Annotated in this window: 25 protein-coding genes and 1 tRNA gene; 14 read left to right on the top strand and 12 right to left on the bottom strand. The window is 64.6% G+C overall.

All coding sequences use genetic code 11. The annotated features are described in order from the left end of the window. Nucleotides 1–97: 97 nt before the first annotated feature. Nucleotides 98–745, bottom strand: coding sequence for a TetR/AcrR family transcriptional regulator (locus ACFULT_RS16830; RefSeq protein ID WP_037108978.1), 648 nt, complete (start codon nt 743–745; stop codon nt 98–100). Nucleotides 746–797: 52 nt separating this feature from the next. Further along, on the bottom strand, nt 798–2,318 hold the full coding sequence (locus ACFULT_RS16835) for a PucR family transcriptional regulator (protein ID WP_241483726.1): 1,521 nt from the start codon (nt 2,316–2,318) through the stop codon (nt 798–800). 112 nt (nt 2,319–2,430) lie between these two features. Here ACFULT_RS16835 and ACFULT_RS16840 point away from each other — a divergent pair, with 112 nt between their 5' ends. From ACFULT_RS16840 to ACFULT_RS16865, 6 genes are read left to right on the top strand one after another with little or no spacing between them, the layout of a single operon-like run. Next, nucleotides 2,431–3,297, top strand: a complete 867-nt coding sequence (locus ACFULT_RS16840; protein WP_378481968.1) for an FAD binding domain-containing protein — start codon at nt 2,431–2,433, stop codon at nt 3,295–3,297. Between the two features lie 4 nt (nt 3,298–3,301). Further along, on the top strand, nt 3,302–3,775 hold the full coding sequence (locus ACFULT_RS16845) for a (2Fe-2S)-binding protein (protein ID WP_037108970.1): 474 nt from the start codon (nt 3,302–3,304) through the stop codon (nt 3,773–3,775). Nucleotides 3,776–3,783: 8 nt separating this feature from the next. Continuing rightward, nucleotides 3,784–5,127 (top strand): 8-oxoguanine deaminase, encoded by a 1,344-nt coding sequence (locus ACFULT_RS16850; RefSeq protein ID WP_378482057.1) that lies wholly within the window; start codon nt 3,784–3,786, stop codon nt 5,125–5,127. Further along, entirely contained in the window at nt 5,124–7,478 is a 2,355-nt protein-coding gene (locus tag ACFULT_RS16855; RefSeq protein WP_378481969.1) for a xanthine dehydrogenase family protein molybdopterin-binding subunit, read from the top strand. Before ACFULT_RS16850 ends, ACFULT_RS16855 begins: the two co-directional genes overlap by 4 nt. An 8-nt stretch (nt 7,479–7,486) precedes the next feature. After that, nucleotides 7,487–8,923, top strand: a complete 1,437-nt coding sequence (locus ACFULT_RS16860; RefSeq protein ID WP_037108967.1) for an NCS2 family permease — start codon at nt 7,487–7,489, stop codon at nt 8,921–8,923. After that, nucleotides 8,923–9,999 (top strand): XdhC family protein, encoded by a 1,077-nt coding sequence (locus tag ACFULT_RS16865; protein WP_037108966.1) that lies wholly within the window; start codon nt 8,923–8,925, stop codon nt 9,997–9,999. Before ACFULT_RS16860 ends, ACFULT_RS16865 begins: the two co-directional genes overlap by 1 nt. A gap of 66 nt (nt 10,000–10,065) precedes the next feature. Here ACFULT_RS16865 and allB read toward each other — a convergent pair whose 3' ends face one another. The 6 genes from allB to ACFULT_RS16895 are packed head-to-tail and all read right to left on the bottom strand — an operon-like array spanning nt 10,066 to nt 16,353. Next, nucleotides 10,066–11,364 carry an allantoinase AllB gene (gene allB / locus ACFULT_RS16870; RefSeq protein WP_094721269.1) on the bottom strand — a complete coding sequence of 433 codons (1,299 nt, stop codon included), beginning with the start codon at nt 11,362–11,364 and terminating at the stop codon, nt 10,066–10,068. Further along, a complete protein-coding gene (gene alc, locus ACFULT_RS16875) occupies nt 11,354–12,406 on the bottom strand; it encodes an allantoicase (protein ID WP_019664807.1) in 1,053 nt (350 codons plus the stop codon). The genes allB and alc overlap by 11 nt, the downstream gene beginning before the upstream one ends. Before the next feature lie 11 nt (nt 12,407–12,417). Continuing rightward, entirely contained in the window at nt 12,418–14,208 is a 1,791-nt protein-coding gene (gene gcl / locus ACFULT_RS16880; protein WP_378481970.1) for a glyoxylate carboligase, read from the bottom strand. A 1-nt stretch (nt 14,209) separates the two neighbouring features. Next, nucleotides 14,210–15,109, bottom strand: a complete 900-nt coding sequence (locus tag ACFULT_RS16885) for a 2-hydroxy-3-oxopropionate reductase (RefSeq protein WP_037112649.1) — start codon at nt 15,107–15,109, stop codon at nt 14,210–14,212. 9 nt (nt 15,110–15,118) lie between these two features. After that, nucleotides 15,119–15,946: a hydroxypyruvate isomerase family protein gene (locus ACFULT_RS16890; RefSeq protein ID WP_378481971.1), complete on the bottom strand. Its 828-nt coding sequence runs from the start codon at nt 15,944–15,946 to the stop codon at nt 15,119–15,121. A 14-nt stretch (nt 15,947–15,960) separates the two neighbouring features. After that, nucleotides 15,961–16,353, bottom strand: a complete 393-nt coding sequence (locus ACFULT_RS16895; protein WP_037110157.1) for a gamma-glutamylcyclotransferase — start codon at nt 16,351–16,353, stop codon at nt 15,961–15,963. Nucleotides 16,354–16,573: 220 nt separating this feature from the next. On the opposite strand from ACFULT_RS16895, the gene uraD reads away from it, so the two are divergent. Genes uraD through pucL form a run of 3 tightly spaced genes read left to right on the top strand, consistent with a single transcriptional unit; the run spans nt 16,574 to nt 18,330 of the window. After that, entirely contained in the window at nt 16,574–17,104 is a 531-nt protein-coding gene (gene uraD, locus ACFULT_RS16900) for a 2-oxo-4-hydroxy-4-carboxy-5-ureidoimidazoline decarboxylase (RefSeq protein WP_378481972.1), read from the top strand. Further along, a complete protein-coding gene (gene uraH / locus ACFULT_RS16905) occupies nt 17,105–17,437 on the top strand; it encodes a hydroxyisourate hydrolase (RefSeq protein WP_378481973.1) in 333 nt (110 codons plus the stop codon). It begins immediately after the preceding gene. 2 nt (nt 17,438–17,439) lie between these two features. Continuing rightward, nucleotides 17,440–18,330, top strand: a complete 891-nt coding sequence (gene pucL, locus ACFULT_RS16910; RefSeq protein WP_019664800.1) for a factor-independent urate hydroxylase — start codon at nt 17,440–17,442, stop codon at nt 18,328–18,330. Here the strand turns inward: pucL and ACFULT_RS16915 are convergent. Beyond that, nucleotides 18,327–18,554, bottom strand: coding sequence for a hypothetical protein (locus ACFULT_RS16915; RefSeq protein ID WP_378481974.1), 228 nt, complete (start codon nt 18,552–18,554; stop codon nt 18,327–18,329). The genes pucL and ACFULT_RS16915 overlap by 4 nt on opposite strands. A gap of 9 nt (nt 18,555–18,563) precedes the next feature. Between ACFULT_RS16915 and ACFULT_RS16920 the strand changes: the two genes are divergently transcribed. The 5 genes from ACFULT_RS16920 to ACFULT_RS16940 all read left to right on the top strand — a co-directional run bounded on the left by ACFULT_RS16920 (nt 18,564) and on the right by ACFULT_RS16940 (nt 24,518). Continuing rightward, nucleotides 18,564–19,847, top strand: coding sequence for a nucleobase:cation symporter-2 family protein (locus ACFULT_RS16920; protein WP_037110160.1), 1,284 nt, complete (start codon nt 18,564–18,566; stop codon nt 19,845–19,847). Nucleotides 19,848–19,912: 65 nt separating this feature from the next. Then, nucleotides 19,913–20,662, top strand: a complete 750-nt coding sequence (locus tag ACFULT_RS16925) for an IclR family transcriptional regulator (RefSeq protein ID WP_037110162.1) — start codon at nt 19,913–19,915, stop codon at nt 20,660–20,662. Nucleotides 20,663–20,767: 105 nt separating this feature from the next. Continuing rightward, entirely contained in the window at nt 20,768–21,628 is an 861-nt protein-coding gene (locus ACFULT_RS16930; protein ID WP_094721311.1) for an SDR family oxidoreductase, read from the top strand. 28 nt (nt 21,629–21,656) lie between these two features. After that, the gene (locus tag ACFULT_RS16935; protein WP_378481975.1) at nt 21,657–23,138 is read left to right on the top strand and encodes a flavin-containing monooxygenase; all 1,482 of its coding nucleotides are present in this window, start codon (nt 21,657–21,659) and stop codon (nt 23,136–23,138) included. Nucleotides 23,139–23,327: 189 nt separating this feature from the next. Continuing rightward, complete coding sequence (locus tag ACFULT_RS16940; protein ID WP_378481976.1) at nt 23,328–24,518, top strand: Ig-like domain-containing protein; 1,191 nt, start codon at nt 23,328–23,330, stop codon at nt 24,516–24,518. On the opposite strand, the gene ACFULT_RS16945 is transcribed toward ACFULT_RS16940, so the two are convergent. The 3 genes from ACFULT_RS16945 to orn form a co-directional block, all read right to left on the bottom strand. Next, nucleotides 24,515–25,255, bottom strand: coding sequence for a M23 family metallopeptidase (locus ACFULT_RS16945; protein ID WP_037110170.1), 741 nt, complete (start codon nt 25,253–25,255; stop codon nt 24,515–24,517). The two genes, ACFULT_RS16940 and ACFULT_RS16945, sit on opposite strands and share 4 nt — an antisense overlap. Before the next feature lie 298 nt (nt 25,256–25,553). Then, a tRNA-His gene (locus tag ACFULT_RS16950) sits at nt 25,554–25,629 on the bottom strand. 87 nt (nt 25,630–25,716) lie between these two features. Then, nucleotides 25,717–26,319 (bottom strand): oligoribonuclease, encoded by a 603-nt coding sequence (orn, locus tag ACFULT_RS16955; RefSeq protein WP_080732968.1) that lies wholly within the window; start codon nt 26,317–26,319, stop codon nt 25,717–25,719. Nucleotides 26,320–26,379 lie beyond the last annotated feature (60 nt).

Raw genomic sequence — 26,379 nt, forward strand, 5'->3', positions numbered from 1 at the left:
GGTGGAACCATGAATACAGGAGCGGAGCCTGCAGGTGAACTGGACGAAGGTCAGAATGCACCGAGGCACTTGGAAACGACTTGGAGTCCGATGCGTTCTAGTCGAGTCGACCGAATGCAACGGCGCCGAGGATGGTGTGCGCGCTTGCGATGACCCTGTCCAGTGGCTCGGAGTCGGGTGCGAGCAACCACTGCTGGGTCATCATGAGCACCGCACCGACGAGACCCACCGCGAGTGTTCGACGGTTGGGCCCGGCAAGGCCGTGAGCGGTTCCGACCGAATCCGCGACGGCGAGGACGGCGTCGACGAACAGTCCTGTGGTCTGCCGGTACAGCGCGTCCACCTCGGCGGAGACGCCGAGAACCTCGAGCAGCACGATGCGGGCGGACCGAGGATCGTCGGCGATGGTGCGGAAGAAGTTCGACAACGCCGATTGCAGAACGTGCTCGGCGCCGGTGGTGTGCGCGTCGCCACGAACGATGATGCTGTTCAGCATCGTCGTGGTCGCACGCCGGTACACGGCCTCCAGGAGCGCCTCGCTGCTGTCGAAGGACTCGTAGAAGTAGCGTTTGGTCAGTCCCGCGGCACTGCATATCCGATCGATCGACGCGGATCGGTAACCGCTCGTGCCGAAGATGTCCACGGCGGCGTCCAGCAGCCGTTCCCGGCGGGCATCGCGTCGCTCCTCTGCGCTCGACCCACGATAGGGCCTGCCGGGGGCGATTTCGGTATCGGAAGAGCTCACGGAAAGATACTGACACCGATCGGTATCAGATGGGAAGTGACAGGTGAACCGGTCACCTCAACCGCAGGGCGAGATAGAACTCGACACGGTGCTCGAGCTGCGACAGATCCCTGCCGGTCAACTCCTCGATCCGCTGAACTCGATAGCGCACCGAGTTGACGTGCAGGTGCATTCGGTCGGCGCACTTCGTCCACGAACCGTTGGTGTCGAGGAATGCGGCCAGCGTCCTGACGAGATCACTGCCGTGGACTTCGTCGTACTCGGTCAACGGTGCCAAGAGCCTCGACCTGAACATGAGCCGGACGTCGTCGGGAACACCGGCCAGCAACAGCACCAGCGTGGCGAGTTCGGAGTGCCCGACGACGCACCGACCGTCGGTACGCCCGGCAGCCAACCTGCGCGCGTGACGTGCTTCCTCCACGGCGCTGCGAATGTCCTGCGCGCCGACCAGTGCGCTCACTCCGACGGCCAACCCGGTACCGGCCAGCCCCGGCGACAGGATGTCCACCCCTCTGCCGATCGACGGGGTGGCATCGACGTCGGTGGCCACCACGGCCAGCACCTCACCGCCGACGATGCCGACTGCCGACGTGTGGGGCACCGACAGTTCCTGTACGAGGCGACGAACCTCACTCGGGCGCAACACGTCCTGCTTCTCACGTGCAGACGGTGACACCGAGGCGGCGATCACCTGATAGCGCGAGTCGACGGGTAGGCCGAGAAGCCCCATCTGCTGCGTCACGAACGAAGCATCGGCACCGTCACCGAGGGCGCGGATGAATTCTCGAGCGAGGATCCCGGCCCCGGTCAGCCTGTCGTCGAACCTGTTTCGTTCGAGAGCAACGATCGAGCAGACCTGCTCGGCCAACGCGCGGCGCTCGGGATGCCATGTTTGCCAATCGCTTCCGACTGCTACGAACCAATCGACAACGCGTGCAGTGGAATCCCGGTCGATCGGAAGCATCGACATGTCGAGCGCGGGAGCGTAGTGAGGGAGCCTGCGCGCAGTCAAGAACTCGTGTGCGAGCAGTTCCGCGTCGGGAACGGACGCCGAGCCGGCAACTACGCGACCCGTCGCTGTGAGGATCCAGCATTCGATGCCGAGCTCGACTGCAACCAGATCGAGCAACGCGCCGACCCCGCCCGTTCCCGTGCCCTCCACCAACCTCTGGTGCCGCTCCAGCACCGCCTTCACGTCGGACGCCCGTGCCGCCGACAGTTGCCGGACCACCCGCTCGGTGACCGTCGCGAACGCGACGTCCGCCGGGACTCGGAACAGCGGAAGCCCGTGGGCGCGGCACGCGTCGACGAGGTCGTCCGGGACCGATCCACCTTCGGACGCCGCCAGTGCGGCGACGCCTGCCTTGGCGACGGCCCTCACGAACTCGTGTGAATCGCCCGGCCCGGTACGCCACATGAGGCCGGTGAGCACCAGTTCACCGCCGCTGAGATAGCGACTCGGATCAAGCATGTCCGTCGTGACGACCCACCTGATGACGGGGTCGAAATGTTCGGGAGCGACCACCTGCTGCAGGTTCAGGTCCGACAAACCCATCAAATCGTGCAGCCTCACCGCGTGTCTTCCTTGCTCTTGTAGGAACCTCCAGAACCTACACTGTGATCGGCGTCATAGTTCGTCGTTCTTGTCTCTCGATCCTTCAGGCGCCCGCGGCTGTACTTGGTGCATGGAATTCTTACGGCCTCAGACCTGGACCGAGGCGCTGTCTGCCAAGGCGGACGACGTCGACGCGGTGCCGATTCAGGGCGGAACCGACGTCATGGTCGAGATGAACTTCGACGTGCATCGCCCAGGCGCATTGTTGGACCTGAACCCGGTGACCGAACTCGCCGACTGGGAGCAGCTGCCCGACGGGACGCTGCGCGTCGGGGCGGGCGTCCCGTACGTGCGCATCATCGCCGAACTCGGCGACCGACTTCCGGGTATCGCACAGGCGTCGCGAACAGTGGGCTCCCCGCAGATCCGCAACCGCGGCACCGTCGGCGGCAATCTGGGTGGAGCATCGCCCGCAGGAGACCTCCACGCCCCTCTGTTGGCCGCCGGTGCCGTCGTCGAGGTCGAATCGGCTGCCCGCGGAATTCGGATGATTCCTGCGACCGAGTTCTACGTCGGAGTCAAGCGGAACTCGTGCGCACCGGACGAACTGATCCGTGCGTTTCACGTCCGGCCTGCCGAGGGCCCGCAGTATTTCTCCAAGATCGGTACTCGCAACGCCATGGTGATCGCCGTGTGCTCCTTCTCCATCGCACTGTTTCCCGAGCAGCAGCTCGTGGGAACCGGTCTCGGCTCCGCTGCGCCCACGCCCAGACGGGCTTATGCTGCCGAGGATTTCCTCGCCGAAGAACTCGACTGGTCCGGCCCGCTCGACGAGCGGATCGCCGCGCGCTTCGGTGAGCTGGTTTCGGAATCCGCGAGCCCCATCGATGATGTTCGCGGCACAGCGGACTACCGACTGCATGCACTGGCGGTCATGGCCAGACGCACCTTGAGCTGGTGTTGGAACGACCTCCGCGACAACGGAAAGGCGGCGTGAACTCATGCGAGTCAAGTGCACCGTGAACGGTAAGGATCTCGAAGCCGACGATGTATGGGAGGGCGAGAGTCTGCTGTACCTGCTACGCGAACGACTCGGTCTTCCGGGATCGAAGAATGCATGCGAGCAGGGTGAATGCGGTTCGTGCACCGTCTATCTCGATGGAGTGCCGGCCTGCGCGTGCCTCGTGGCAGCGGGACAGGCCGAGGGGCGCGAGGTCAGGACGGTCGAAGGACTGGCAGAGGGGGAGAAGCTGGACCCGATGCAGGAGGCCTTCGTCGAATGCGGAGCGGTGCAGTGCGGTTTCTGCACTCCGGGTCTCGTCGTCCAAGCTCACGACTTGATCGAGCGGGTACCGAATCCGTCCGACGCGGAGATTCGCGAATCGCTCGCCGGAAATCTCTGCCGCTGCACAGGATACGAGAAGATCCTCGACGCAGTGCGTCTCGCCGCAACCAGGAAGGCCGAAGCCCAGTGACACGCACAGTGATTCGGAACGCATACATCGCGCCCATCGTCGGGCACGAGATCCCGCGGGGATACGTCGTGATCGAGAACGGCGTCATCGCGGTGATCGGATCGGGAGACGCACCTGCGTCCGACGGAGTCGAGATCATCGACGCGGGCGGAGCGCTTTTGACGCCGGGACTGGTGAACACCCACCACCACCTCTACCAGTGGGCGTCACAGGGTCTGGCCAAGGACAACACCCTGTTCGAGTGGCTCGTCGCGCTGTACAAGCCCTGGTCGAAGATGGACGCGGAGGTGGTCGGCGGAGCCGCTGCGGCAGGCCTCGCCTGGCTCGCCAAATCAGGATGCACGACCACCACCGACCACCACTACATCTTCCCGAAGGGGCGGGGTGACCTGTTCGCCGCCGAGATCGACGCCGCGAGCCGCATCGGAGTGCGATTCCAGCCGTGTCGCGGTTCGATGGACCGAGGGGTGTCCGACGGTGGTCTGCCGCCGGACGAGGTGGTCGAGAGCCTCGACGACATCCTGACCGCGACGTCGGACGCGATCGACACCTACCACGACAGCTCGTTCGGCTCGATGCTGCGGATCGCCGTCGCTCCGTGTTCGCCGTTCTCCATCAGCAAGGACCTGCTCGTCGAGTCCGCATCTCTGGCGAGAAGCAAGAACGTTCGGCTGCACACGCATCTGGCCGAAACACTGGACGAGGAAGAACACTGTGTCGCTCAGATGGGCTGCACCCCCGTCGAGTACATGGAGCAGGTCGGCTGGCTCGGGGACGACGTATGGTTCGCACACGCGGTGCATCTGCACGACTCCGACATCGCGAAGATGGCGGCCACCGGCACCGGAGCTGCCCACTGCCCGAGCTCCAACGCACGCCTCGGAGCAGGGATCGCGCGGATCTCGGATCTGCTCGCCGCAGGCGCTCCGGTGGGCCTCGGAGTCGACGGAAGCGCGTCCGCGGAGATGGTGCCGCTGGCCGGAGAGATCCGTCAGGCGATGTACATGCAGCGCGCCAAGTACGGTCCGACCGCGCTCACCGCACGCCAGGCATTGGAGATCGGGACGCTCGGCGGCGCAACAGTACTCGGTCGTCAGGACGAGATCGGGTCCATCGAGGTCGGCAAGGTGGCCGATCTGGCGCTGTGGCGCACCGACGGCTTCTACGCCGCGGTCGACGATCCGATCGTCGCGTTCGCCTACGGACAGACCCCACCGTTGGCCCGGCTGCTGGTCGGGGGCCGCACGATCGTCGAGGACGACGTTCTGGTCAGCGCACCGCAGGACGCGGTAGCCCGAGAAGGCGCCGACGCGCACCGTCGGCTCATGACACTTGCGAAGGATGTACTGTGAGCTCCCCGACCGACACTGCTCCTGCCAAGACAGCTCCTGCCAGGTCTGCTCCTACCAGGGCTCCCCACGACATCGCAGCCCCGGGACAAGGACGCGTCGGTGACAGCCCGTTGCGTCCCGACGGGACGTTGAAGGTCAAGGGAGAGTTCGCGTACTCGTCGGACCTGTTCATCGACGGGATGCTGTGGGGCGCAACGCTTCGGAGTCCGCATCCACGTGCGCGAATTCTGTCGATCGACATCTCGAAGGCGCTGGCCACCCCGGGCGTCGAAGCCGTACTGACGCACGAGGACGTGCCGGGCCGCAAGTGCTTCGGCCTCGATCACACGTGGGATCAGCCCGTCCTCGCATTCGACGAGGTACGCCACGAAGGCGAGCCGATCGCCTTGATCGCCGCCGACCACCCCGAGACCGCTCGCCGCGCAATGGAGAAGATCGTCGTCGAGTACGAGATACTCGAGCCGTTGACGGATGCACGGCGCGCGGCGCTCGACCCGACGTACCCGAAGGTGCAGGAGCGTGGGGGAGTAGCCAGGCATCAGCCCGTACGCGTGGGCGACGTCGCCTCGGCGAGAGAGCGCGCGGAGATCGTCGTCTCCAGCGATTTCTCCGTCGGCATCCAGGACCAGGCGTTTCTCGGACCCGAATCCGGCCTCGCGATTCCAGGCGAGGACGGCGGTGTCGATCTCTACGTCGCCACTCAGTGGATGCACAACGACCTGGCCCAGATCGGACCGTGCCTCGGCCTGCCCGACGAGAAGATCCGCATGACCCTGGCCGGCGTGGGCGGCGCGTTCGGCGGACGCGAAGACCTGTCCATGCAGATCCACGCCGCCATGCTCGCGATGTACACCGGCAAGCCCGTGAAGATCGTTTACAACCGCTACGAATCCTTCTTCGGCCACGTCCACCGCCACCCCGCGCAGATGCACTACGAATACGGCGCCAGCCGCGACGGCAAGCTGCTGTACGCCGACGTCGAGATCATTCTCGACGGGGGTGCGTACACGTCGGCAACGCTCAACGTCGTGGGCAATGCGGCGTCCCTCGGCGTCGGGCCGTACGTGATCCCGAACATCGAGATCGACGCGTACGGCGTGTACACCAACAACCCACCGTGCGGGGCGATGCGTGGATTCGGCGCAGTACAAGCATGTTTCGCGTACGAGTCCATGATGGACAAACTCGCCGAGGCCTGCGGAATCAGCCCCGTCGAAGTCCGTCGGATCAACGCCGTCAGCCAAGGATCGATCCTGGCGACCGGACAGGTCATCGAAGCACCCGCGCCGCTGGCCGACATGCTCGCCCGCGCCGAGGCAATGGCACTGCCGGCCCCGCTCGACGCGTCGGACATCCGTAATCTGCCGGGCGGTGCCTCCCAGACCACGCACGGCGAAGGCGTCGTACGCGGCATCGGCTACGGCGTCGGAATCAAGAACATCTGCTTCTCCGAGAACTACGACGACTATTCCACCGCCCGAGTACGTCTCGAAGTCATCGGCGGGGAGGCAACCGCCCTGGTGCACACCGCGGCGGCCGAGGTCGGTCAAGGGTTGGTCACGTTGGAGGCGCAGATCGCGCGCACCGAACTCGGCGTGACCAAGGTGGTCATTCATCCGGCCGACACTGCAGTCGGGAACGCAGGTTCGTCGTCGGCGTCGCGTCAGTCCTACATGACCGGCGGAGCCGTCAAGGCCGCGTGCGAGGCCGTCCGTGACGCCGTGTTCGTACTCGCGAGCCTGCACGTCGGACGAGCCGTGAGCGGACTGACCCTCGACGGCGGAAAGATCGTCTCGTCGGGTGAAGTACTCGCGACGATCGAGGATGTGTTGGGCGACCGCGTGATCGAGCAGACACGCGAATTTCACCACCGACCGACCAGCGGGATGGACCCCGTCACCGGTCAGGGTGCGAGCCACACGCAGCTTGCACTGTGCGTGCACCGAGCGGTCGTCGATGTCGACGTCGAGCTGGGTCTGGTGAAGGTCGTCGAAATGGCCGCCGTGCAGGACGTCGGCAAGATCCTCAACCGGCTCTCGCTCGAAGGACAGATCCACGGCGGATCGGCGCAGGGCCTGGGTCTGGCCGTCATGGAGGAGATCGTGGTGAAGGACGGACTCGTGAAGAACCCGTCCTTCACCGACTACCTCATCCCGACGATCCTCGACATGCCGCCCATGAAACTCGACATCCTGGAGAACGCAGACCCGTTGGCGCCGTACGGCCTTCGTGGTGCGGGCGAGCCGCCCACCCTGTCTTCGACGCCGGCCGTCGTCGCTGCCATCCGCGACGCGACCGGGCTTGCCCTGACCCGTGTCCCCATCCGCCCCGAACACATCGTCGCGCCCTAGGAGGGCACATGACTCAGCTCGATTCGTCCGGCACGCGCGAACGCAGTACCTCGCCGCTGGACAAGTTCTTCTCGATCTCCCTGCGCGGATCCACCGTGTCCCGAGAAATCCGTGGCGGCATCACCACATTCGTCGCCATGGCGTACTTGATCGTCCTGATTCCGCTCATCATCGGTGACGCCAAAGACGTCACCGGTGCCACCCTCGATCCGGCACAGTTGTCCACGATGGTGGCGCTGTCCGCCGGGCTCACGACCATCTTGATGGGAGTCGTCGGCAACGCACCGCTGGCCATGGCCGCCGGCCTCGGTGTGACGCCCATCGTGGTGTTCCAGGCCGCGCCCTACATGACGTGGCCGCAGGCAATGGGACTCGTCGTACTCGAAGGCGTCGTCATCGTGATCTTCGCGCTCACCGGAGTTCGACAGCTCATCATGGACGCCATACCGCTGGTACTCAAGCAGGCCATCGGAGTGGGCATCGGCGCGTTCATCGCCTTGATCGGACTGGTCGACGCCGGCTTCGTCGGACACCACGAATCTGCCGCCACCGCCGTGACTCTCGGAACGTTCGGCAAACTCGCCGGCTGGCCGGTCTTCGTGTTCTGCGTCGGTCTCGTCGTGATGCTCATGCTGTTCGTCCGACGCGTACCCGGCGCCATGCTCATCGGGATCTTCGTCGCCACCAACCTGGCGATCGTTCTGAACGCGGTGATCGACATCGACCCGAAGGCGTGGGGGCCCGTCGTGCCCAAGGTGCCGGACTCCATCGTCGCCACACCGCACTTCGGCCTGCTGTTCGACGTGGACATCTTCGGCGGGTTCGCCCGAGCCGGAGTCGTCACCGCCTCGGTGGTCCTGTTCACCCTCGTCCTGTCCGGATTCTTCGACGCCATGGGCACCATCCTCGGTGTCGGCGAGGAAGCAGGCCTGGTCGACAAGAAAGGCAAGATGCCAGGACTGAGCCGCATCCTCACCGTCGACGGCATCGGTGCCATCGTCGGCGGCGCGTTCAACGGATCCGCGAACACCGCCGTGGTGGAATCCGCGGCCGGTGTCACCGAAGGCGCGAGGACCGGACTGGCAAGCGTCGTCACCGGAGGACTGCTCACCAGCCTGATCTTCTTCACCCCGTTGGCCGGAGTGGTGCCGGTCGGAGCGGCAGCACCCGCACTGGTGCTGGTCGGTGCGCTGATGATGACCCACGTACGCAAGATCGACTGGGCGGACACCGACATCGCGATCCCCGCGTTCCTGACGATCGTGCTCATGCCGTTCACCTACTCCATCACCGTCGGCGTCGCAGCCGGTGTCATCGCCTACACCCTGGTTCGCGTGGCGAAGGGCAAAGTGCGACAGACACATTGGCTGCTGTATGTAATGTCCGTTATCTTCCTGGTGTACTTCGCACTGCATCCCATCGAGGAAGCGCTCGGGATCTCCTGATGCGCGACATCGCATCGTCATTGGCGACCTGGAACTCCATCGGAATGCCGTACGCCATCGCCACCGTCGTCTCCGTCTCCGGCAGCGCACCTCGCCTGCCGGGGGCGGCGATGGCCGTCGCAGCCGACGGCGAAGCAGTGGGAAGTGTGTCCGGCGGATGCGTCGAAGGTGCTGTCTACGAGCTGTGCCGCGACGTCCTGGCCACGGGTGTGCCTGTCAGGGAGAGCTTCGGATACAGCGACGACGACGCCTTCGCGGTCGGACTGACCTGCGGCGGCGTCATCGAGGTGTTCGTCTCCTCCGCGCCGCCGGCGTCCGTCGTCGACGCGGTGGCCACCGGTGCCGACGTGGCGGTGGCCCAGCTGCTGGACGCCACCGGTGCGGTGCTGATGGTCGGCGCGCACGGGACAACGGGAACGACGGGTTTCGCGGACGTCGACGACGTGGTCTCCAGCGAAGCGCTCGCCATGCTGGACAGTGGGTCCTCCGGCATCCGTTCGGTCCGATGCCGCCCCGACGTCGAGGTGTTCGTCCAGTCTCACGCCACGCCGCCGCGTCTGCTGATCTTCGGCGCCATCGACTACGCGGGTGCACTGGCCAGGCTGGGGAAGTTCCTGGGTTACCGAGTGACGGTGTGCGACGCTCGTCCGGTCTTCGCGACCGAGGCCCGCTTTCCCGACGCCGACGAGGTGGTGGTGGAGTGGCCACACAGCTACCTTGCACGGACACAGGTGGATTCGCGCACCGTCGTCTGCGTTCTGACGCACGACGCGAAGTTCGACGTTCCGCTGCTGGACGTGGCGCTACGGTTACCCGTCGCCTTCGTCGGAGCCATGGGCTCGAGGCGAACGCACCTCGATCGGCTGAGTCGTCTCAGGGACGTCGGGCTCACCGACTGCGAACTGTCGCGGCTGCGATCGCCCATCGGCCTCGACCTCGGCGCCCGCACCCCGGAGGAAACAGCCTTGTCCATCGCCGCGGAATTCACCGCACTCCGACGGGACGGAAGTTGCCTGCCCCTCGTGCAGTCCACAGGTCCGATTCACCGTGACATCGAGGCCGCACGCGTGTCCTGACTGCACACAAGCCGACGCCCCGGGGCCGAATGTGGCTTCCGGGGCGGACTCATGTGCACTGACGGGTCAGGTTCTGCGGGAGAGGAGTTGCGGAGCGGCGAGGAAGGTACGACGCACCACACCGCGAAGGCCGAGCTTGTCGTACGCGGTGACGGCGTTCTTGTGATGCAGGGAGGCGACGTCCACGGTGAACTCCTGGTCCGGGGCGAAGACGACGAGGTCGGCCACGGCGCCGACGGCTATGCGCCCCCGGTCGGCCAGACCGACCTGGTCTGCGGTGTTCACCGCCATCCACCGCACCACGTCGGCCAACGAGTGGCCGCGCCGCGACGCCTCGGTCCACACTGCGGGCAATGAGACCTGGAGTGACGCGATCCCGCCCCAGGCATCGGCGAAATCGCCGGTGTCGAGTCGTTTGAGGTCGACGGTCGAGGGGGAGTGGTCGGTCACCACGGTGTCGATGATGCCGTCGGCGAGGCCCTGCCACAGCAGTTCTCGGTTGCCTGCCTCACGGATCGGGGGACAACATTTGAACTGTGTTGCACCGGGCGGGATGTCCTCGGCGTCGAAACACAGGTAGTGCGGGCATGTTTCGGCGGTGACGCGCACTCCGTCCTGCTTGGCCGCAGCAATCAGCGGCAGCGCGTCCGAGCTCGACAGGTGCAGAATGTGCACGCGACACCCTGTGCGCCGGGACAACTCGACGACCTGTGCGATGGCGAGGTTCTCGGCTGCGCGGGGTCGAGATTCGAGGAAACCCGAATACGCGGTGCCCGACGGCGGGGGCGCGGACGAGATCACGCCTGCGTCCTCGGCGTGGACGATCATCAATCCGTCGAACGACGCGATTTCGATGAGTGCCTTCTCGAGTTCCGGTGCCGAGAGCGGTGGAAACTCGTCGACGCCGGAGTGCAGCAGGAAACATTTGAACCCGAAGGCACCGGCGTCGTGCAGCGGACGGAGTTGGTCGACGTTGCCCGGCACTGCGCCACCCCAGAAGCCGACGTTCACCACCGATCGATCGGCCGCCACCCGTCGCTTGATCTCGAGAGCGTCCACGTCGACAGTCGGCGGAATGCTGTTGAGCGGCATGTCGACGATCGTCGTGATCCCGCCGGCCCGCGCGGCACGGGTGGCGCTGGCGAAGCCCTCCCACTCGGTGCGTCCGGGCTCGTTGACGTGCACATGAGTGTCGACGAGACCAGGGAGCAGCACTTCGTCGTCGGAGAGTTCGACGACGTCGTCGGCGTGCCGAGCATCGAGGGAAGCGATGCGCCCGTCTCGAATTCCCACCGACACCGCGCATTCCCATCCGTCGACGATCGCGCGCGGTGCCCTGATCAGCAGGTCGAACCTATCGGCCACCGTCGGCTCCGACCAGTTCGAAGGGGGATGCCGCCTGCCAGGCCTGATCGACGCTGTCCAACGCTTCGGCGTCCAGTTCGCCGAAGAGTCTGAGCCTGGACAGCCCGCCGTCGGGATAGACGTCGAGGCGCAGGTGCGTGTACGACTCGGCTCGATCGATCAGGAAACGATGGCGGGTATCCGGTTGTACGGCTGTGCGCGGGAGGATCTCGGTCCACGCGGTGTGGTCCGCTTTGTGTCGCCGACGAGAATCGACCGCGCTGAGCCGGATCCATCCCGGCGCGTTGCCGACGTAGTAGCTGGTGTCGACCTCCACGTGACGGGGAACGCCGGGCGCTGCCAGCTCGAAGATCGCGAAGTCGTTTCCTCCGCCGCGCCGACGAGAGTTCTCCCAGCCCTCGCCCATGTTGCGTGCGCGCCCCGGAAGGATGATGTTGGCGGGGGAGGAGTAGAAAGCGTCGGAGCATTCGGTCAGGGAGGCCCCGTTCTCGGCGGCGAGCAAGTCCACTGTGCCGCCGAGGAATCGAGGGTCCTGAACGACCTTGCCGTGTACACGGAATCGAGCGACACCTCCGTCCGGGTAGATCGACAACCGGACATGCGTCCAGCGGTGTCGATCGGCGACCTCGTAGAGATTCGCAGTGTCGCCGTCCGCCGGGGACTTGGCGACGATGGTCTGCCAGTCGGCCTTCATCACCTCGTCGATCGACGGGTAGCCGTCGACGAATGCGGCCTCGACCGACACGAAAGGCGGATAGTTGCCCTTGAAGTACGCGGTGTCGACCACCACACCGTGGACGATGCCCGGCGCCGCGAGACGAACGATTGCCCAGTCGTGGCCACCGTCGTCGCGTCGCCGCCGCGTCTCCCAGCCGTCGTACACCTTGCCCTTGTGTCCGAAATCGTGGGGATCGAAAAACGGTGCTTCGGGACGAATCAGGTTCTCCCGCTGGGCGAACAGTTCGTCGTTGGCGGCCGACACGCTTCCGCCCAGGGCGCGTGAGGCGAGATCGGTGAGGTGAGTGAAATCCTTGATGGTCATCTGTGCCTTTCCTAGTCCATCATCAGCAGGGCAGTGGGTGCGTCGGCCGACGTGACGGCCAGTTCCTCGAACTCACCGACGTTGTCGATCTCGGTGCCCATAGCGATGTTGGTGACGCGTTCGAGGATGATTTCCACGACGACCGGGACTTTGTGTTCCGAGGCGAGGGTTCGGGCACGGCGGAGTGCGTCGCCGATCAGTTCGGGTTCGGTCACGCGCAGTGCTGTGCATCCCAGTCCTTCTGCGACACGGACGTGGTCGACACCGTATCCCTTGGGCAGGGTCTCCTCTGCTTCTTGGGTGTTGATGTTGTCGAATCCGAGTTGGACGCAGAAGTCCATGTCGAAGGCGCGTTGGGCCTGACGGATCAGCCCGAGGTAGGAGTTGTTGACGACGACGTGCACGTAGGGGAGGTTGAACTGCGCTCCGACGGCGAGTTCTTCGATCATGAACTGGAAGTCGTAGTCACCGGAGAGGGCAACGACGTCGACGCTCGGGTCGGCGGCGACGGCACCGAGGGCGGCCGGGATGGTCCAGCCCAGCGGGCCGGCTTGCCCGCAGTTGATCCAGTTGCGTGGGGAGTAGACGTGCAGAAACTGTCCGCCCGCGATCTGGGAGAGTCCGATGGTGCTGATGTATCGGGTGTCTCGGCCGAAGACCTTGTTCATCTCCTCGTACACGCGTTGCGGTTTGATCGGCACGTTGTCGAAGTGGGTGCGTCGGTGCATGGTGGCTTTGCGGTGGGCACACGCCGCGACCCAGTCACCGAGATCGCGCAGTGTTCCTGCTGCCGTGCGTTCCCGGGCGACCGCGATGAACTGCTCGAGGGCTGCCTCGGCGTCGGAGATGATGCCGTAGTCGGGTGCGAAGACGCGTCCGATCTGGGTGGGTTCGATGTCGACGTGGACGAACTTCCGCCCCTTGCGGTAGGTGTCGAGGCCCCCGGTGTGCCGGTTGGCCCACCGATTGCCGATACCGAGCACGAAGTCCGAGGCCAGTAGTGTGGCGTTTCCGTAGCGGTGTGCGGTCTGCAGTCCCACCATGCCCGCGGCGAGGCGGTGGTCGTCGGGAATGGTGCCCCATCCCATCAGGGTCGGGATCACGGGGACGTCGAGGAGTTCGGCGAGTTCGACGAGGAGGTCGGAGGCGTCGGCGTTGATGATGCCGCCGCCGGCGACGATCAACGGGCGATCGGCGGCGAGGAGCATGTCGATCGCCTTCTCGGCCTGCGCCCGCGAGCACCGGGGCTTGTGCACCGGCAGAGACTGGTAGGTATCGGGGTCGAAGTCGATGTCGGCGAGCTGTACGTCGATGGGCAGATCGATCAGGACCGGCCCAGGTCGGCCGGATCGCATCAGGTGGAATGCCTGAGCGAACGCGCCCGGCACCTGCGCTGGTTCGAGAACGGTCATCGCCATCTTGGTGACGGGCCCGGCGATCGCAGCGATGTCGACGGCTTGGAAGTCTTCTTTGTGCAGCCGTGCGACGGGAGCTTGGCCGGTGATGGCCAGGATCGGGATGGAATCGGCCATCGCGGAATACAGGCCGGTGATCATGTCGGTGCCGGCCGGGCCGGAGGTGCCGATACAGACTCCGATGTTGCCTGCGGCGGCGCGGGTGAACCCTTCGGCCATGTGGGAGGCGCCTTCGACGTGGCGGGCGAGGACGTGGCGGATGCCGCCGTGCTCCCGCATCGCGGCGTAGAAAGGGTTGATCGCTGCGCCGGGCAGACCGAACGCGGTCGTTGCGCCTTCGAGTTCGAGAATCTTCACGGCTGCATCGGCCGCGCGCATCTTGGGCATGTCAGTGCACCGTGGTTTCTGTGTCGAGGGTTCCGGACAGGCGAGCGACCCCGCGGTAGAGGGCCGAGTGATCGAGGCTGCCGTCGCCGTTGGCGCGGGCCGATGTCATCAGCTGGGCCAGGACTGCACCCATCGGCACGGCGATGCCTGCTTCGCGGGCAGCGGAGGTGACGATGCCGAGGTCCTTGTGGTGCAGGTCGATTCGGAATCCCGGTTCGAACGATCTGTCGAGCATCTTCTGTGCCTTCTGGTTCAGTACTGCTGATCCGGCGAGGCCTCCGCCGAGTACCTCGACCGATGCCGCGAGGTCCACTCCGTAGGCTTCGAGGAATGCGATGGCCTCGGCGAGGACCTGGATGTTGCCGGCGACGATGAGCTGATTGGCGGCTTTGACGGTCTGCCCCGACCCGCTGGGGCCGACGTGTACCACTGTTTTTCCGACCACGTCGAGTATCGGTTCGGCGGAGGCGAAGTCCTCTGCGCTGCCGCCGACCATGATCGACAGTGTGGCGTTCTCGGCGCCTGCCTGGCCTCCCGAGACGGGTGCGTCGATCAAACGGAATCCGCGGGTGGAGGCTTCCTCGGCGAGTGAGGCGGTCACGTCCGGGCGGATGCTCGAGAAGTCGATGACGAGGGTGCCGCGGCGGGCGTGGTCGAACACGCCGTCCTCACCGAGCAGCACCTGGTGCACGTCGGGGGAATCGGGGACCATGACCGCCACGATGTCGGCGTCGGCGACGGCCTTGGCGATGGAGTCCGCGGCGATGCCACCGGCGGCGACGAGTGGGCCGGTGCGGTCGGGCGTCAGGTTGTAGCCGACGACATGGTGTCCGGCCTCGGCGAGATGAACGGACATGGGGCTTCCCATGATCCCGAGACCGATGAAAGCGATTGTGCTCATAAAGATTCCTTACGTGGAGGTGGGGGCGGCGACCCAGGACGAGGTGTCGCGCAGCCAGGAGAAGGTGTCGGGGCGAGTGGCCTTGTACTCGATGCCGATGTAGCCGTCGTAGCCGTTGCCGCTTAGTTGCGACAGGTAGGTGGGCAGGTCGAGCGTTCCGGTGCCTGGTTCTCCGCGGCCGGGGGAGTCGGCGATCTGAACGTGACCGATGAGGTCGGAGTAGGAGTCGAGTGCGGCGGCGACGTCGTCCCCGTTGACGTCGAGGTGATACAGATCCGCCAGCAGACGAAGGCTGTGTACGTCGTGGTCGCGCTCGACGCGTCGAATGACGGCCACGGCGTCGTCGGCGGTCAGGAGCGGATATGCCGGTGCACCGCTGACCGGCTCGATCAACACGACCGCGCCGATCCCGGCGGCAGCGGCCCCGGCGGCAGCCAGATTCTCAGCCGCGACACGATCCTGCTCGGCAGGGTCGGTGCCGTCGATTCGGTTTCCGTACAACGCGTTGAACGCGCCGGTCCCGAGCGTCTTGCCGATGCCGACAGTGACGTCGATGTTGTCACGGAAGGCACGAACCTGCGCGGGGTCGCTCAGAATTCCGCGGTCGCCCGCAGGCATGTCACCCGCGGCGAAGTTCAGTCCGGTCAACCGAACGCCTGCATCCCGGACCGCGGAGACGAACGCGTCCACATCACGGTCGCCGGGAACCGGAGTCGGAAATGGCCACCAGAACTCCACGGCGTCGAACCCCGCCGCCTTCGCAGCAGCCGGTCGCTCCAGCAGCGGAACGTCGGTGAACAGGATGGAGCAGTTGACTGTGTACGAGTTGTTCTGCATTGCTGTACCTTTCGTCATCTCGGGACCGGGAGACCGCGATATTGTCGCCAACCTCCAGTGTGAGTGATGTCGGTCAGATCGTCCGGGTGCTCCTCGAGAACCCAGGGGCGCAGTCCCACGCCCAGCACGGAACGCCCGTCCTCGAGTTCGACGACTGTCAGCTCGAGCTCCGGTGGCTCGTCGGGCAGAAACGCAGTCCGGATGTCGTCGAGTGGGATGTCGTAGAGCTCGCCGTCGATCGCCGCTCCTGCAGCGTCGTCCAGCAGTAGTGCCGGGAACTCGTCGCGAACCGAGTAGAAGCGGTACTTGGCGGTCGTTCTGGCGGTTCCGACGAATGGGTGGCCGGCGACATTGTGGTGAAGGTTGCCGCCGCGCATGGCTCCGCCGTTGCAGAACAGCTCGGTCATCTAAGCCTCCTCGGATCGAATGAATTTCGCATTGTGGAATAAAAATTCCAGCGATGAGGAAAGTGTGATGCACCGCACGGCGATCTGTCAACAGTACGGAACCCCGCCGGTGGCAATTCCATGATGCGAAATCCGTTGCGCTCCAATGATCATGACGTCCCGGCAAACTCGTCGGCACAAACCCTTGACATCAATATGTGATGGCTGTCACGCTCAATATATGGAATCGACATTTCGCATTACGGAATTAGGAGAGGCGGGGGCGGCGGAGCGTCTGAACGCAGCCGCCGAACCCGACGTGCGGAGGATGCTTGCAGCGGCACTCGACGTTCCTCGTTGGATCGAGCACATGATCGGGCACCTGCCGTACGAGGACGACGACGAGTTACGCCGGGCCGTGTTCGCTGCGGCAGCCCCACTGACCGCCGACGAGATCGACCGAGCGCTCGACGTGCACCCTCGCATCGGGGAACGCCCGGAGGGCGACGACGACCACGCACGCAGTGCCCGGGCGGAGCAGGCGGGCCTCGACATGTCGGCCACCGACGTCCGGCGACGGCTGCGCGACGGAAACATCGCCTACGAGAGGCGCTTCGACCGAGTGTTTCTCGTTCGCGCTGCCGGCCGGAGCATCGCCGACATCGTCGACATGCTGGAGCGTCGCCTCGGCAACGAACCGGATGTCGAGGAGCGCGTCGTCGAGCGTGAACTCCGTGAGATCGCCGCCGTGCGATTGGCGAAGGTGTTGTAGATGCCCGGACGTAGCTTCGTCACCACCCACGTGCTCGACTCGTCCAGTGGCGCTCCTGCACAGGGCGTTTCGGTCGTACTCTCGAATGCTCGGCAGGAGATCGCCCAGGGCGTCACCGATTCCAACGGGCGCATCGAAAGCCTGGGCCCCGACGCTCTCGACCCAGGCCGATACCGCCTCACCTTCGACACCGGCCGCTACTACGCCGACCGTGACGTCCACACCTTCTACCCCGCAGTCGAGATCGTCTTCGAGACAGCCCCGGACGCCTCGCACTACCACGTACCACTTCTTCTCAGCCCGTTCGCATTCACGACTTATCGAGGGAGCTAGACATGAGCATCGTTCTCGGAGCAAATCAGTACGGAAAGGCCGAATGCCGCCTGGTCAGAATCGACCGGGACACTCCGCGTCACCGCATCACCGACGTCAGCGTCACCTCCCAGCTGCGGGGTGACCTGGAAGCCGCCCACACCGTCGGCGACAACAGTCACGTCGTCGCGACGGACACCCAGAAGAACACCGTGTACGCCTTCGCCCGGGACGGACTCGGCGCAATCGAGGACTTCGCTCTGCGTCTCGGCCGGCACTTCACCGACAGTTTCGACTGGATCGACGGCGGGAGGTGGGAGATCGAGCAGTACAGCTGGGCGCGAATACCGTCGGGCACCGACGGCTACGACCACTCGTTCGTCAAGAGCAGTGACGAGAAGCGCAACACCGTCGTGACCATCGACGAAACCGGCCCGACGGTGATCTCCGGCGTCAGCGATCTCGTAGTCCTGAACTCCACGGCATCGGAGTTCTGGGGATACCCCAAGGATCGGTACACCACGCTGAAGGAGACGACCGACCGCATTCTCGCGACGTCGGTCAGCGCGCGGTGGCGGTACCTGTCCACCGACCTCGATTTCGACAAGGTCTTCGACGACGTCCGGTCGATCATGCTCGACGCCTTCGCATCCACCCACTCGTTGGCGTTGCAGCAGAGCCTGTTCCAGATGGGAACCCAAGTCCTCGAAGCGCACCCGGAGATCGGCGAGATCAAGTTCTCCATGCCCAACATCCACCACTTCCTCGTCGATCTCGAGCCGTTCGGACTCGACAACCCAGGTGAAGTGTTCTACGTCGCCGACCGGCCGTACGGACTGATCGAGGCGACGGTGAAACGCGACGACGTTCCCGACGCCGGGCACGTGTGGGCCACCGTACCCGGATTCTGTTAGGAGCGAAGGCCATGAAGCTGAGGAAGGCCGGGAGCGGAGCCCGCAGGAGTGACCAGGATGAGGCCGGGAGCGGAGCCCGCAGGAGTGACCAGGATGAGGCCGGGAGCGGAGCCCGCAGGAGTGACCAGGATGAGGCCGGGAGCGGAGCTGGTAAGGGTGATCATGGGCGTCCGGAGGACGAGCGCCTGTCGATCGGTAGGTCGTATCTCTATGGATTGCAACATATCCTGACGATGTACGGCGGGGTGATCGCGCCGCCTCTGATCGTCGGCGGTGCGGCCGGGTTGAACGGCACCCAGATTGCGGTTCTGGTGTCGGCTGCGCTGTTCGTCAGTGGTGCTGCGACGATGCTCCAGACCCTCGGGCTTCCGTACGTCGGCGCGAAACTGCCGTTGGTCCAGGGTATTTCCTTCGCTTCCGTGTCGACGATGGTTGCGATCGCCAGTGGTCCCGACGGTTTGAACTCGGTGTTCGGTGCGATCATCGCGGCCGGTGCGATCGGCGTTTTGATCACGCCGTTCTTCAGCAAGATCGTCCGGTTCTTCCCGCCGGTCGTGACGGGCACGATCATCACGGTGATCGGGATTTCGCTTCTTCCGGTCACGGTGCGGTGGGCGATGGGTGGCGACCAGGGCGCCGCTGATTGGGGGTCGATGTCCAACATCGGTCTCGCCGGCTTCAGCCTCGCCGTGGTGCTCCTGGTCAGCCGGTTCGTGCAGGGAACTCTCTCTCGCCTGTCGATACTCATCGGAATCGTCGTCGGCACCGGGTTCGCGTTCGCCGTCGGCAAGGCCGATTTCTCCGACGTGGGCACTGGCAGTTTCTTCGCCTTGCCGGAGCCGTTCGCATTCGGTGCACCGGTCTTTCAGATCGGCGCGATCATCTCGATGGTCGTCGTCATTCTGGTCATCATGACCGAGACGACAGCGGACATTCTTGCCGTCGGCGAGATCGTCGGAACGGACGTCGATGCTCGTCGGGTCGGGGACGGGCTCCGGGCGGACATGATCGCGACGACGGTTGCACCGGTGTTCGGGACTTTCCCGGCGAGTGCCTTCGCGCAGAACGTCGGACTCGTGGCCGTCACCGGGATCAAGAGCCGTTACGTGGTGGCCGCGGGCGGTTCGGTGTTGTTGTTCCTCGGTCTCTTTCCGGTGTTGGGCCGGGTGGTGGCGTCGGTGCCGTTGCCCGTGCTCGGTGGAGCGGGAATAGTGTTGTTCGGCTCGGTTGCGGCCAGTGGAATCAGAACCCTGTCCAAGGTGAACTTCGACGGGAACCTGAACCTCGTCATCGTCGCGGTCGCGCTGGGATTCGGCGTCATTCCGATCGCGGTGCCGGGTTTCTACTCGGCCTTTCCCGAGTGGGTGCACGTGGTCTTCGACTCGGGCATCAGTGCGGCGAGCATCGTGGCCGTGGTTCTGAACATCGCTTTCAACGTGTTGACCAAGGGAAACAAGGCATCACCGTCCGTGGTCACAGCGGCACCGCCCGTGGCCACACGACACCACTCCTCCTGAGTCGAGCGGTGAAGGCCGGCAGGTGAAATAGGGTAGCCGTAACCGAACGAGTCGAGAGGTGATCCATGGCGGTGGGTGGCGGAGTGCAGTCGGTCGAGCGAGCATTCGAGCTTCTCGACATCATGGCGGCCTCGGGAGGCTCGATCGGTATCAGTGAACTTGCCGAGGCGGCCGATCTGCCGATGCCCACGGTGCACCGACTGATCGGAACTCTGGTGACGCTCGGTTACGTCCGCCGGCTCGCCACCCGTCGGTACGCGTTGGGCACCAAGTTGATCGGATTGGGCGACAGCGCAACCAAACTGATCGGGGGGTGGGCCAAGCCGTATCTGTCCGAGCTCGTTCGGCAGACGCACGAGACGTCGAACATGGCATTCCTGGAAGACGACATGGCCGTCTACGTCGCGCAGGTGCCGTCGGAGCACGCCATGCGCATGTTCAACGAAGTGGGTCAGCGTGTCCTTCCTCATTCCACCGGGGTGGGCAAGGCGCTTCTGTCTCAGCTGCCCGACGACGAGGTCCGTGCCCTCGTCTCGCGAACCGGTATGGCTCCGCGGACGGTGAACACGCTGAACACTCTCGATGCACTGCTCGCCGATCTTGCCGTCGTCCGATCGCGTGGGTACGCGATCGACGACGGTGAGCAGGAGGTGGGAGTGCGGTGCTTCGCGGTTCCCGTGATCGGAGCTCCGACGCTCACCGCCATGTCCATCGCCGGGCCGACCGCGCGGGTGACCCTGGAGTCCGCTGAGCAGTTCGTTCCACTTCTGGTGTCCGCAGCCGAACGGTTGTCGAAGGACCTCCAGCCTCGTTGACCGCGCCGTGTGCTCGTTCCAATCTTGACACCCGTCCGTATCAGATGGAAAGTGACACCTAGCAGTTCCCAATACGGGGGGAACGGAGACTGGAGGTGACGGGCGATGCCCACACTCTCGAACAAGGTTGTCTTCATCACGGGCGCGGCGCGCGGTATCGGCGCGGAAACAGCCCGTGCACTGGCGGCCCGGGGGAGCAAGCTGGTGTTGACCGACGTCGACGAGGAGCCACTGCTCGCTCTGGGTGTCGAGCTGGGCGACGCCGCGGTCACCGTCGTGGCCGATGTCCGCGACCTCGACGCGACGCAGGCCGCGGTCGACGCAGGCATTGCGCGCTTCGGCGGCATCGACCTCGTGCTGGCCAACGCCGGCATCTCCAGCTACGGTTCGGTACTCCAGGTCGACCCCGCCACGTTCGCGCGAGTACTCGACATCAACGTCCTCGGGGTGTTCCACACCGTTCGGGCGGCGCTGCCGTCGTTGATCGAGCGCAACGGCTATGTCCTCGTCGTGTCGTCGCTCGCCGCGTTCGCTGCGTGCCCCGGCCTGGCGGCGTACAACGCGAGCAAAGCCGGGGTCGAGCAGTTCGCGAACGCACTGCGGCTCGAGGTCGCACACCAGGGCGTCGGCGTAGGGTCGGCCCACATGGCCTGGATAGACACTCCACTCGTTCAGGACGCCAAATCCGATCTCGGTGCGTTCCGCGAAATGCTCGAGGTCATGCCAGGGCCGTTCGGGCGAACGATGACCGTCGACAAGTGCGTCGACGCCTTCGTTGCGGGGCTCGAAAGTCGCAAGAGGAAGGTGTACGTGCCCGGCTGGGTCGGAGTGGCGGGCAAGTTCCGTGCCGTCCTGAACTCGGCAGTGGGCGACAGAGCGCTGCTGAAGCACGTACCGAGGTTGCTTCCCAAGATGGATGCCGAAGTCGCCGCACTCGGGCGCTCGACCAGCGCACGCAACAAGTAGACCAGACGGCACGGACGAAAGAGTTTCGATGACAACGACATCCCCCTCCGACACTTCGTCGCGAACCGAGACGGAATCGGTCGACTTCCTCATCGTCGGCGCAGGCCTGTCCGGTATCGGCGCGGCGCATCACCTTCAGGCGAAGCTACCCGGCAAGACGTACGCGATTCTGGAGAGCCGCGGCGCAATCGGCGGTACGTGGGACCTGTTCCGGTATCCGGGGATTCGGTCGGATTCGGACATGTACACACTGGGGTACAACTTCCGCCCATGGGCGGGCGACAAGTCGATCGCCGACGGCAAGGACATCCGCGAGTACATCGAGGACACGGCGAAGGACGAGGGGATCGACCGTCATATTCGGTTCCACCACAAGGTCGTGTCCGCGGAATGGTCCACCGCGACGTCCAAGTGGACGGTGACGGCTCAGCGTTCCGGCGGAGATGTCGTGACGTTCGAGGCGTCGTTCCTGATGTGCTGCAGTGGGTACTACGACTACGACAAGGGATTCACCCCGGAGTTCGCCGGCATCGAGGACTTCGGTGGCACGGTGATCCACCCACAGAAATGGCCCGAGGATCTCGACTACTCCGGCAAGAAGGTCGTGGTCATCGGCAGCGGCGCTACTGCGATCACGTTGGCGCCCAATCTAGCTCGTGAAGCATCGCACGTGACGTTACTGCAGCGCTCGCCCAGCTACATCCTGTCGTTGCCATCCGAGGACCAGGTCGCGCTCGGCCTGCGCAAGTACCTTCCCGCACGTGCCGCATACGGAATCACCCGGACGAAGAACGCTTTGACCGCGATCGGGCTGTACGTGCTCTGCCAGCGTTATCCGGGGTTCATGAAGAAGCAGATCAGAAAATTGCAGGAGGGGTGGCTTCCGAAGGGGTACGACCTGGACACCCATTTCACACCCCGGTACGACCCGTGGGACCAACGGCTCTGCCTCGTTCCCGACAACGATCTGTTCCGCTCGATTCGCAAGGACGAAGTGGACATCGTCACCGATCACATCGAGAAGTTCACCGACTCCGGCATCGATCTGAAATCCGGCGAGCATCTGGATGCCGACATTGTCGTCACGGCGACCGGATTGAACCTCGTGGCGTTCGGCAATGTGACGCTCTCGGTCGACGGCCGCGTCGTCGACCTCACGGACACGATGGCGTACAAGGGCATGATGCTGACCGACGTGCCGAATTTCGCGTTCGTCGTCGGATACACCAACGCATCGTGGACGCTCAAGGCCGACCTGGTGTCCGATTACGTCGCCAGGCTGCTCGCACACATGGACAAGACCGGCGCGCGAGAAGTGCGGCTGAAGCGCGATGCATCGGTCGGGGAGGAGCCGTTCCTCGACTTCGCGGCCGGTTACGTTCTCCGCGCCGTCGATTCGTTCCCCAAACAGGGATCGTCGGCCCCGTGGAAATTGCGTATGAACTACTTTCGCGATTTGCCGGCTCTGCGGTACGGCAAGCTGGTCGACGACAACATGAGCTTCCGGTGATCCGTCACCGATGGCGCCGACACGGCCTGTGAGGTAACACAGGTCGGTAACGGGCCGATTGGTATTCGAACGTTACTCTCGGAGCGGCATTTCAAGTGGATGCGCAGGTGATGGCCTGGCATTATGTGGTCGAAGTGTCCGTTTTCGGTGGGTACTCGCAAATCGGTCGGTCGTGAAGTGGAGTGGCGCATGAGGATCTCGCGCGGAGTCGTGTTGGCGGCTGTCGCATCGGTGGCGGCAACGGTCGTTCTGTCCGGATGTGCATCGAACGACAGCAAGATCGACGCTGCCCCCATCGACTCCAACCCGATCGCCGAGCTCCTCAAGCCCAAGCTGACCTCCACCGTCGACGACGGTGCGGTCGGATTCTCCCCGGCGGATCCGGTCACGGTGAGCGTCGTCGACGGCAAGCTCGCCGGCGTCACGATGCTCAACCCCGAGGGCGTGCCCGTATCGGGGGCAATCTCGCCGGACGGTCTGAGCTGGACCAATACCGAGCCGCTCGGATACAACCGAAAGTACCGCGTGCAGGCCGACGCGTACGGGCTCGGCGGATCGAGCACGACAGTCAGCTCGTTCACCACCAGTCAGCCCGGTAACTTCACCAAGCCGTACGTCATGCCGAGCGAAGGCGCCGTCGTCGGCATCGGTCAGCCGGTCGCCGTCCAGTTCGACGAAACGATCACCGACAAGATCGCCGCTCAGAACGCCATCCAGGTCACCACGACACCCGCCGTCGAGGGCGCGTTCTACTGGGTCAACGACCGCGAGGTCCGCTGGCGGCCGCAGAACTACTGGGCGTCGGGCACGCGCGTCGACGTCGCGGTCAACGTGTACGGCCGTGACCTCGGCGACGGTATCTATGGCCAGGAGAACGCGTCGACGTCGTTCACCATCGGCGACGCCGTGGTCGCGACGGCCGACGACAACACCAAGCAGGTGACGTTCAACGTCAACGGCCAGGACGTCATCACCATGCCCACGTCGATGGGCAAGGACAGCACACCGACCGACAACGGCGTCTACATCATCGGCGACCGCTTCGATCACCTCGTCATGGACTCGTCCACGTACGGAGTGCCCGTCAACTCCTCGGCCGGCTACCGCACCCCGGTCGACTGGGCCGTCCGGATGTCGTACAGCGGCATCTTCTTCCACTCCGCCCCGTGGTCCGTGGGGCAGCAGGGATATTCCAACGCCAGCCACGGATGCCTCAACCTGAGCCCGTCCAACGCCAAGTGGGTCTTCGACAACACCAAGCGCGGCGACATCGTCGTGGTCAAGAACACCGTGGGCGGCACATTGTCCGGCGTCGACGGGCTCGGCGACTGGAACATTCCGTGGGAGGAATGGAAAGCCGGCAACGCGTCGAGCGTCTAGTCGGAACCCTGCTTCTCGTATCGAGCGGGATCGATACCGAGTGTCTTCAGGTAGGCCACCGGTTCGATGCTCGATCCGTTGTTCCTGACCTCCAGGTGCAGGTGTGGCCCGGTCGAGTTGCCGGTGCTGCCGACGGATCCGATCCGATCGCCCGCGTTCACCGTGTCGCCGACCTCGACGTCCACGCTGGACTGGTGGCCGTAGTACGTGACGGTGTTGCCGCTCTTGATCCGAACCAGGTTGCCGTAGCCGTCGCCCGCATCTCCCGCCTGTTCGACGGTTCCGCCCGTCACGGCGTAGATGGGCGTACCTGACGGTGCTGCCAAATCGACACCTTGATGGAACTGACCGCCGTTTCCGGTGGGGTTGTTGCGACTGCCGTAACCGGAGGAGATCTCGTAGCTTCTGGCGGGGAGCGGGAGGATCGAGCCACCCAGGCCCACCGATGGGGGAGCGGTCGAGGCCTCCGGCTCGTCGGACGAAGTGTCCGGCGCCGGGCCGAAGTCCGAGTCGAGAATGACGGCTGCGACCTCGTTGATCAGTACTCCGGTCGCGTCCAGAACCGCGGCGAGTATGGCCGCCCTCTGCTGCGCGTCCGGCTGTGGAATCGGGATTTCGGGTAGTTCGATGGTCGGCTGCGCCGTGGCGACGGTGGGGTTGATCAGACCCGTGGTACCGAGGCACAGCGCCGCCGACAACATCGAACCCGCAATGACCTTGTGAACTCTTCGACCCACGTGAACTGCCTCCTGATCTAGTGCCCGACTCGAACGAAACTGGGCTAGAACTGCTGGTGGCGCGTTTCGGGGCACGTTGAATCAACACTGCAAGTTCACAGTTTTCACGTTGGTACTTTTCTTCCCCAAAAGTGCCATTTGTAACCGTACGTCACATGAACCTCATAGGAAACTCGAAAGTTGAATTACAACAACGTAATTCAGCGAGCTGGGCGATGGGCGTAGGTCGACGCGGGGGGACGGACCTCGAACAGCAAAAAAGCCGGCCTCCGTACGGAGACCGGCTTTCTCGCTTCTATGGGGTGAGTGACGGGACTCGAACCCGCGACACCCAGGATCACAACCTGGTGCTCTACCAGCTGAACTACACCCACCATAGCCACATCTTCTTCGCCCGTTCAGGCTCTGTTTCAGCAGCGACGACAATACTAGCGGTTCGATTCGTCAGTTGCGAATCGCCCCTACGACGGTGTGTCGAGCCCTTCGACGACGGCAGCAATTTCGCTGGTCGAAGGGCCAGGCTCGGGCACGAACACCGTCTGGCGGTAGTACTTCAACTCCTTGATCGACTCCTTGATGTCGGCCAAGGCGCGGTGCGCGAGCCCCTTCTGTGGTTGGCCGAAGTAAATCCGCGGATACCACCGACGCGTCAGCTCCTTGATGGAACTGACGTCGATCATGCGGTAGTGCAGGTATGTGTCCAGCTCGACCATGTCACGGGAGATGAATCCGCGGTCGGTCGCAATGGAGTTTCCTGCCAGAGGCACCGTCCCGGCCACCGGAACATGCTCGCGGATGTACGCCAGCACCTGCTGCTGTGCTTCCTCGAGCGTCACCGTCGACGCACGCACCTCGTCGGTCAGCCCGGACTTGGCGTGCATCTTCTTCACCACATCCGGCATCGACGCCAACGCGTCGTCGTCGGCGTGGATGACGATGTCGACACCCTCGCCGAGAATCTCCAGTTCGCTGTCGGTGACGAGCGCCGCGATCTCGATGAGCTTGTCCTTCGACAAATCCAGGCCGGTCATTTCACAATCGATCCACACAAGTTTGTCCTGCACACGACACAGACTAGTGCGACCATGCTCACCGCTAAGGTTTGCGGTGGCGATTGCAGTGCG

Origin of the sequence: Rhodococcus sp. NPDC057297 (genome assembly GCF_042667435.1) — a bacterium.
In the GTDB taxonomy this organism is placed as follows: Bacteria; Actinomycetota; Actinomycetes; order Mycobacteriales; family Mycobacteriaceae; genus Rhodococcoides.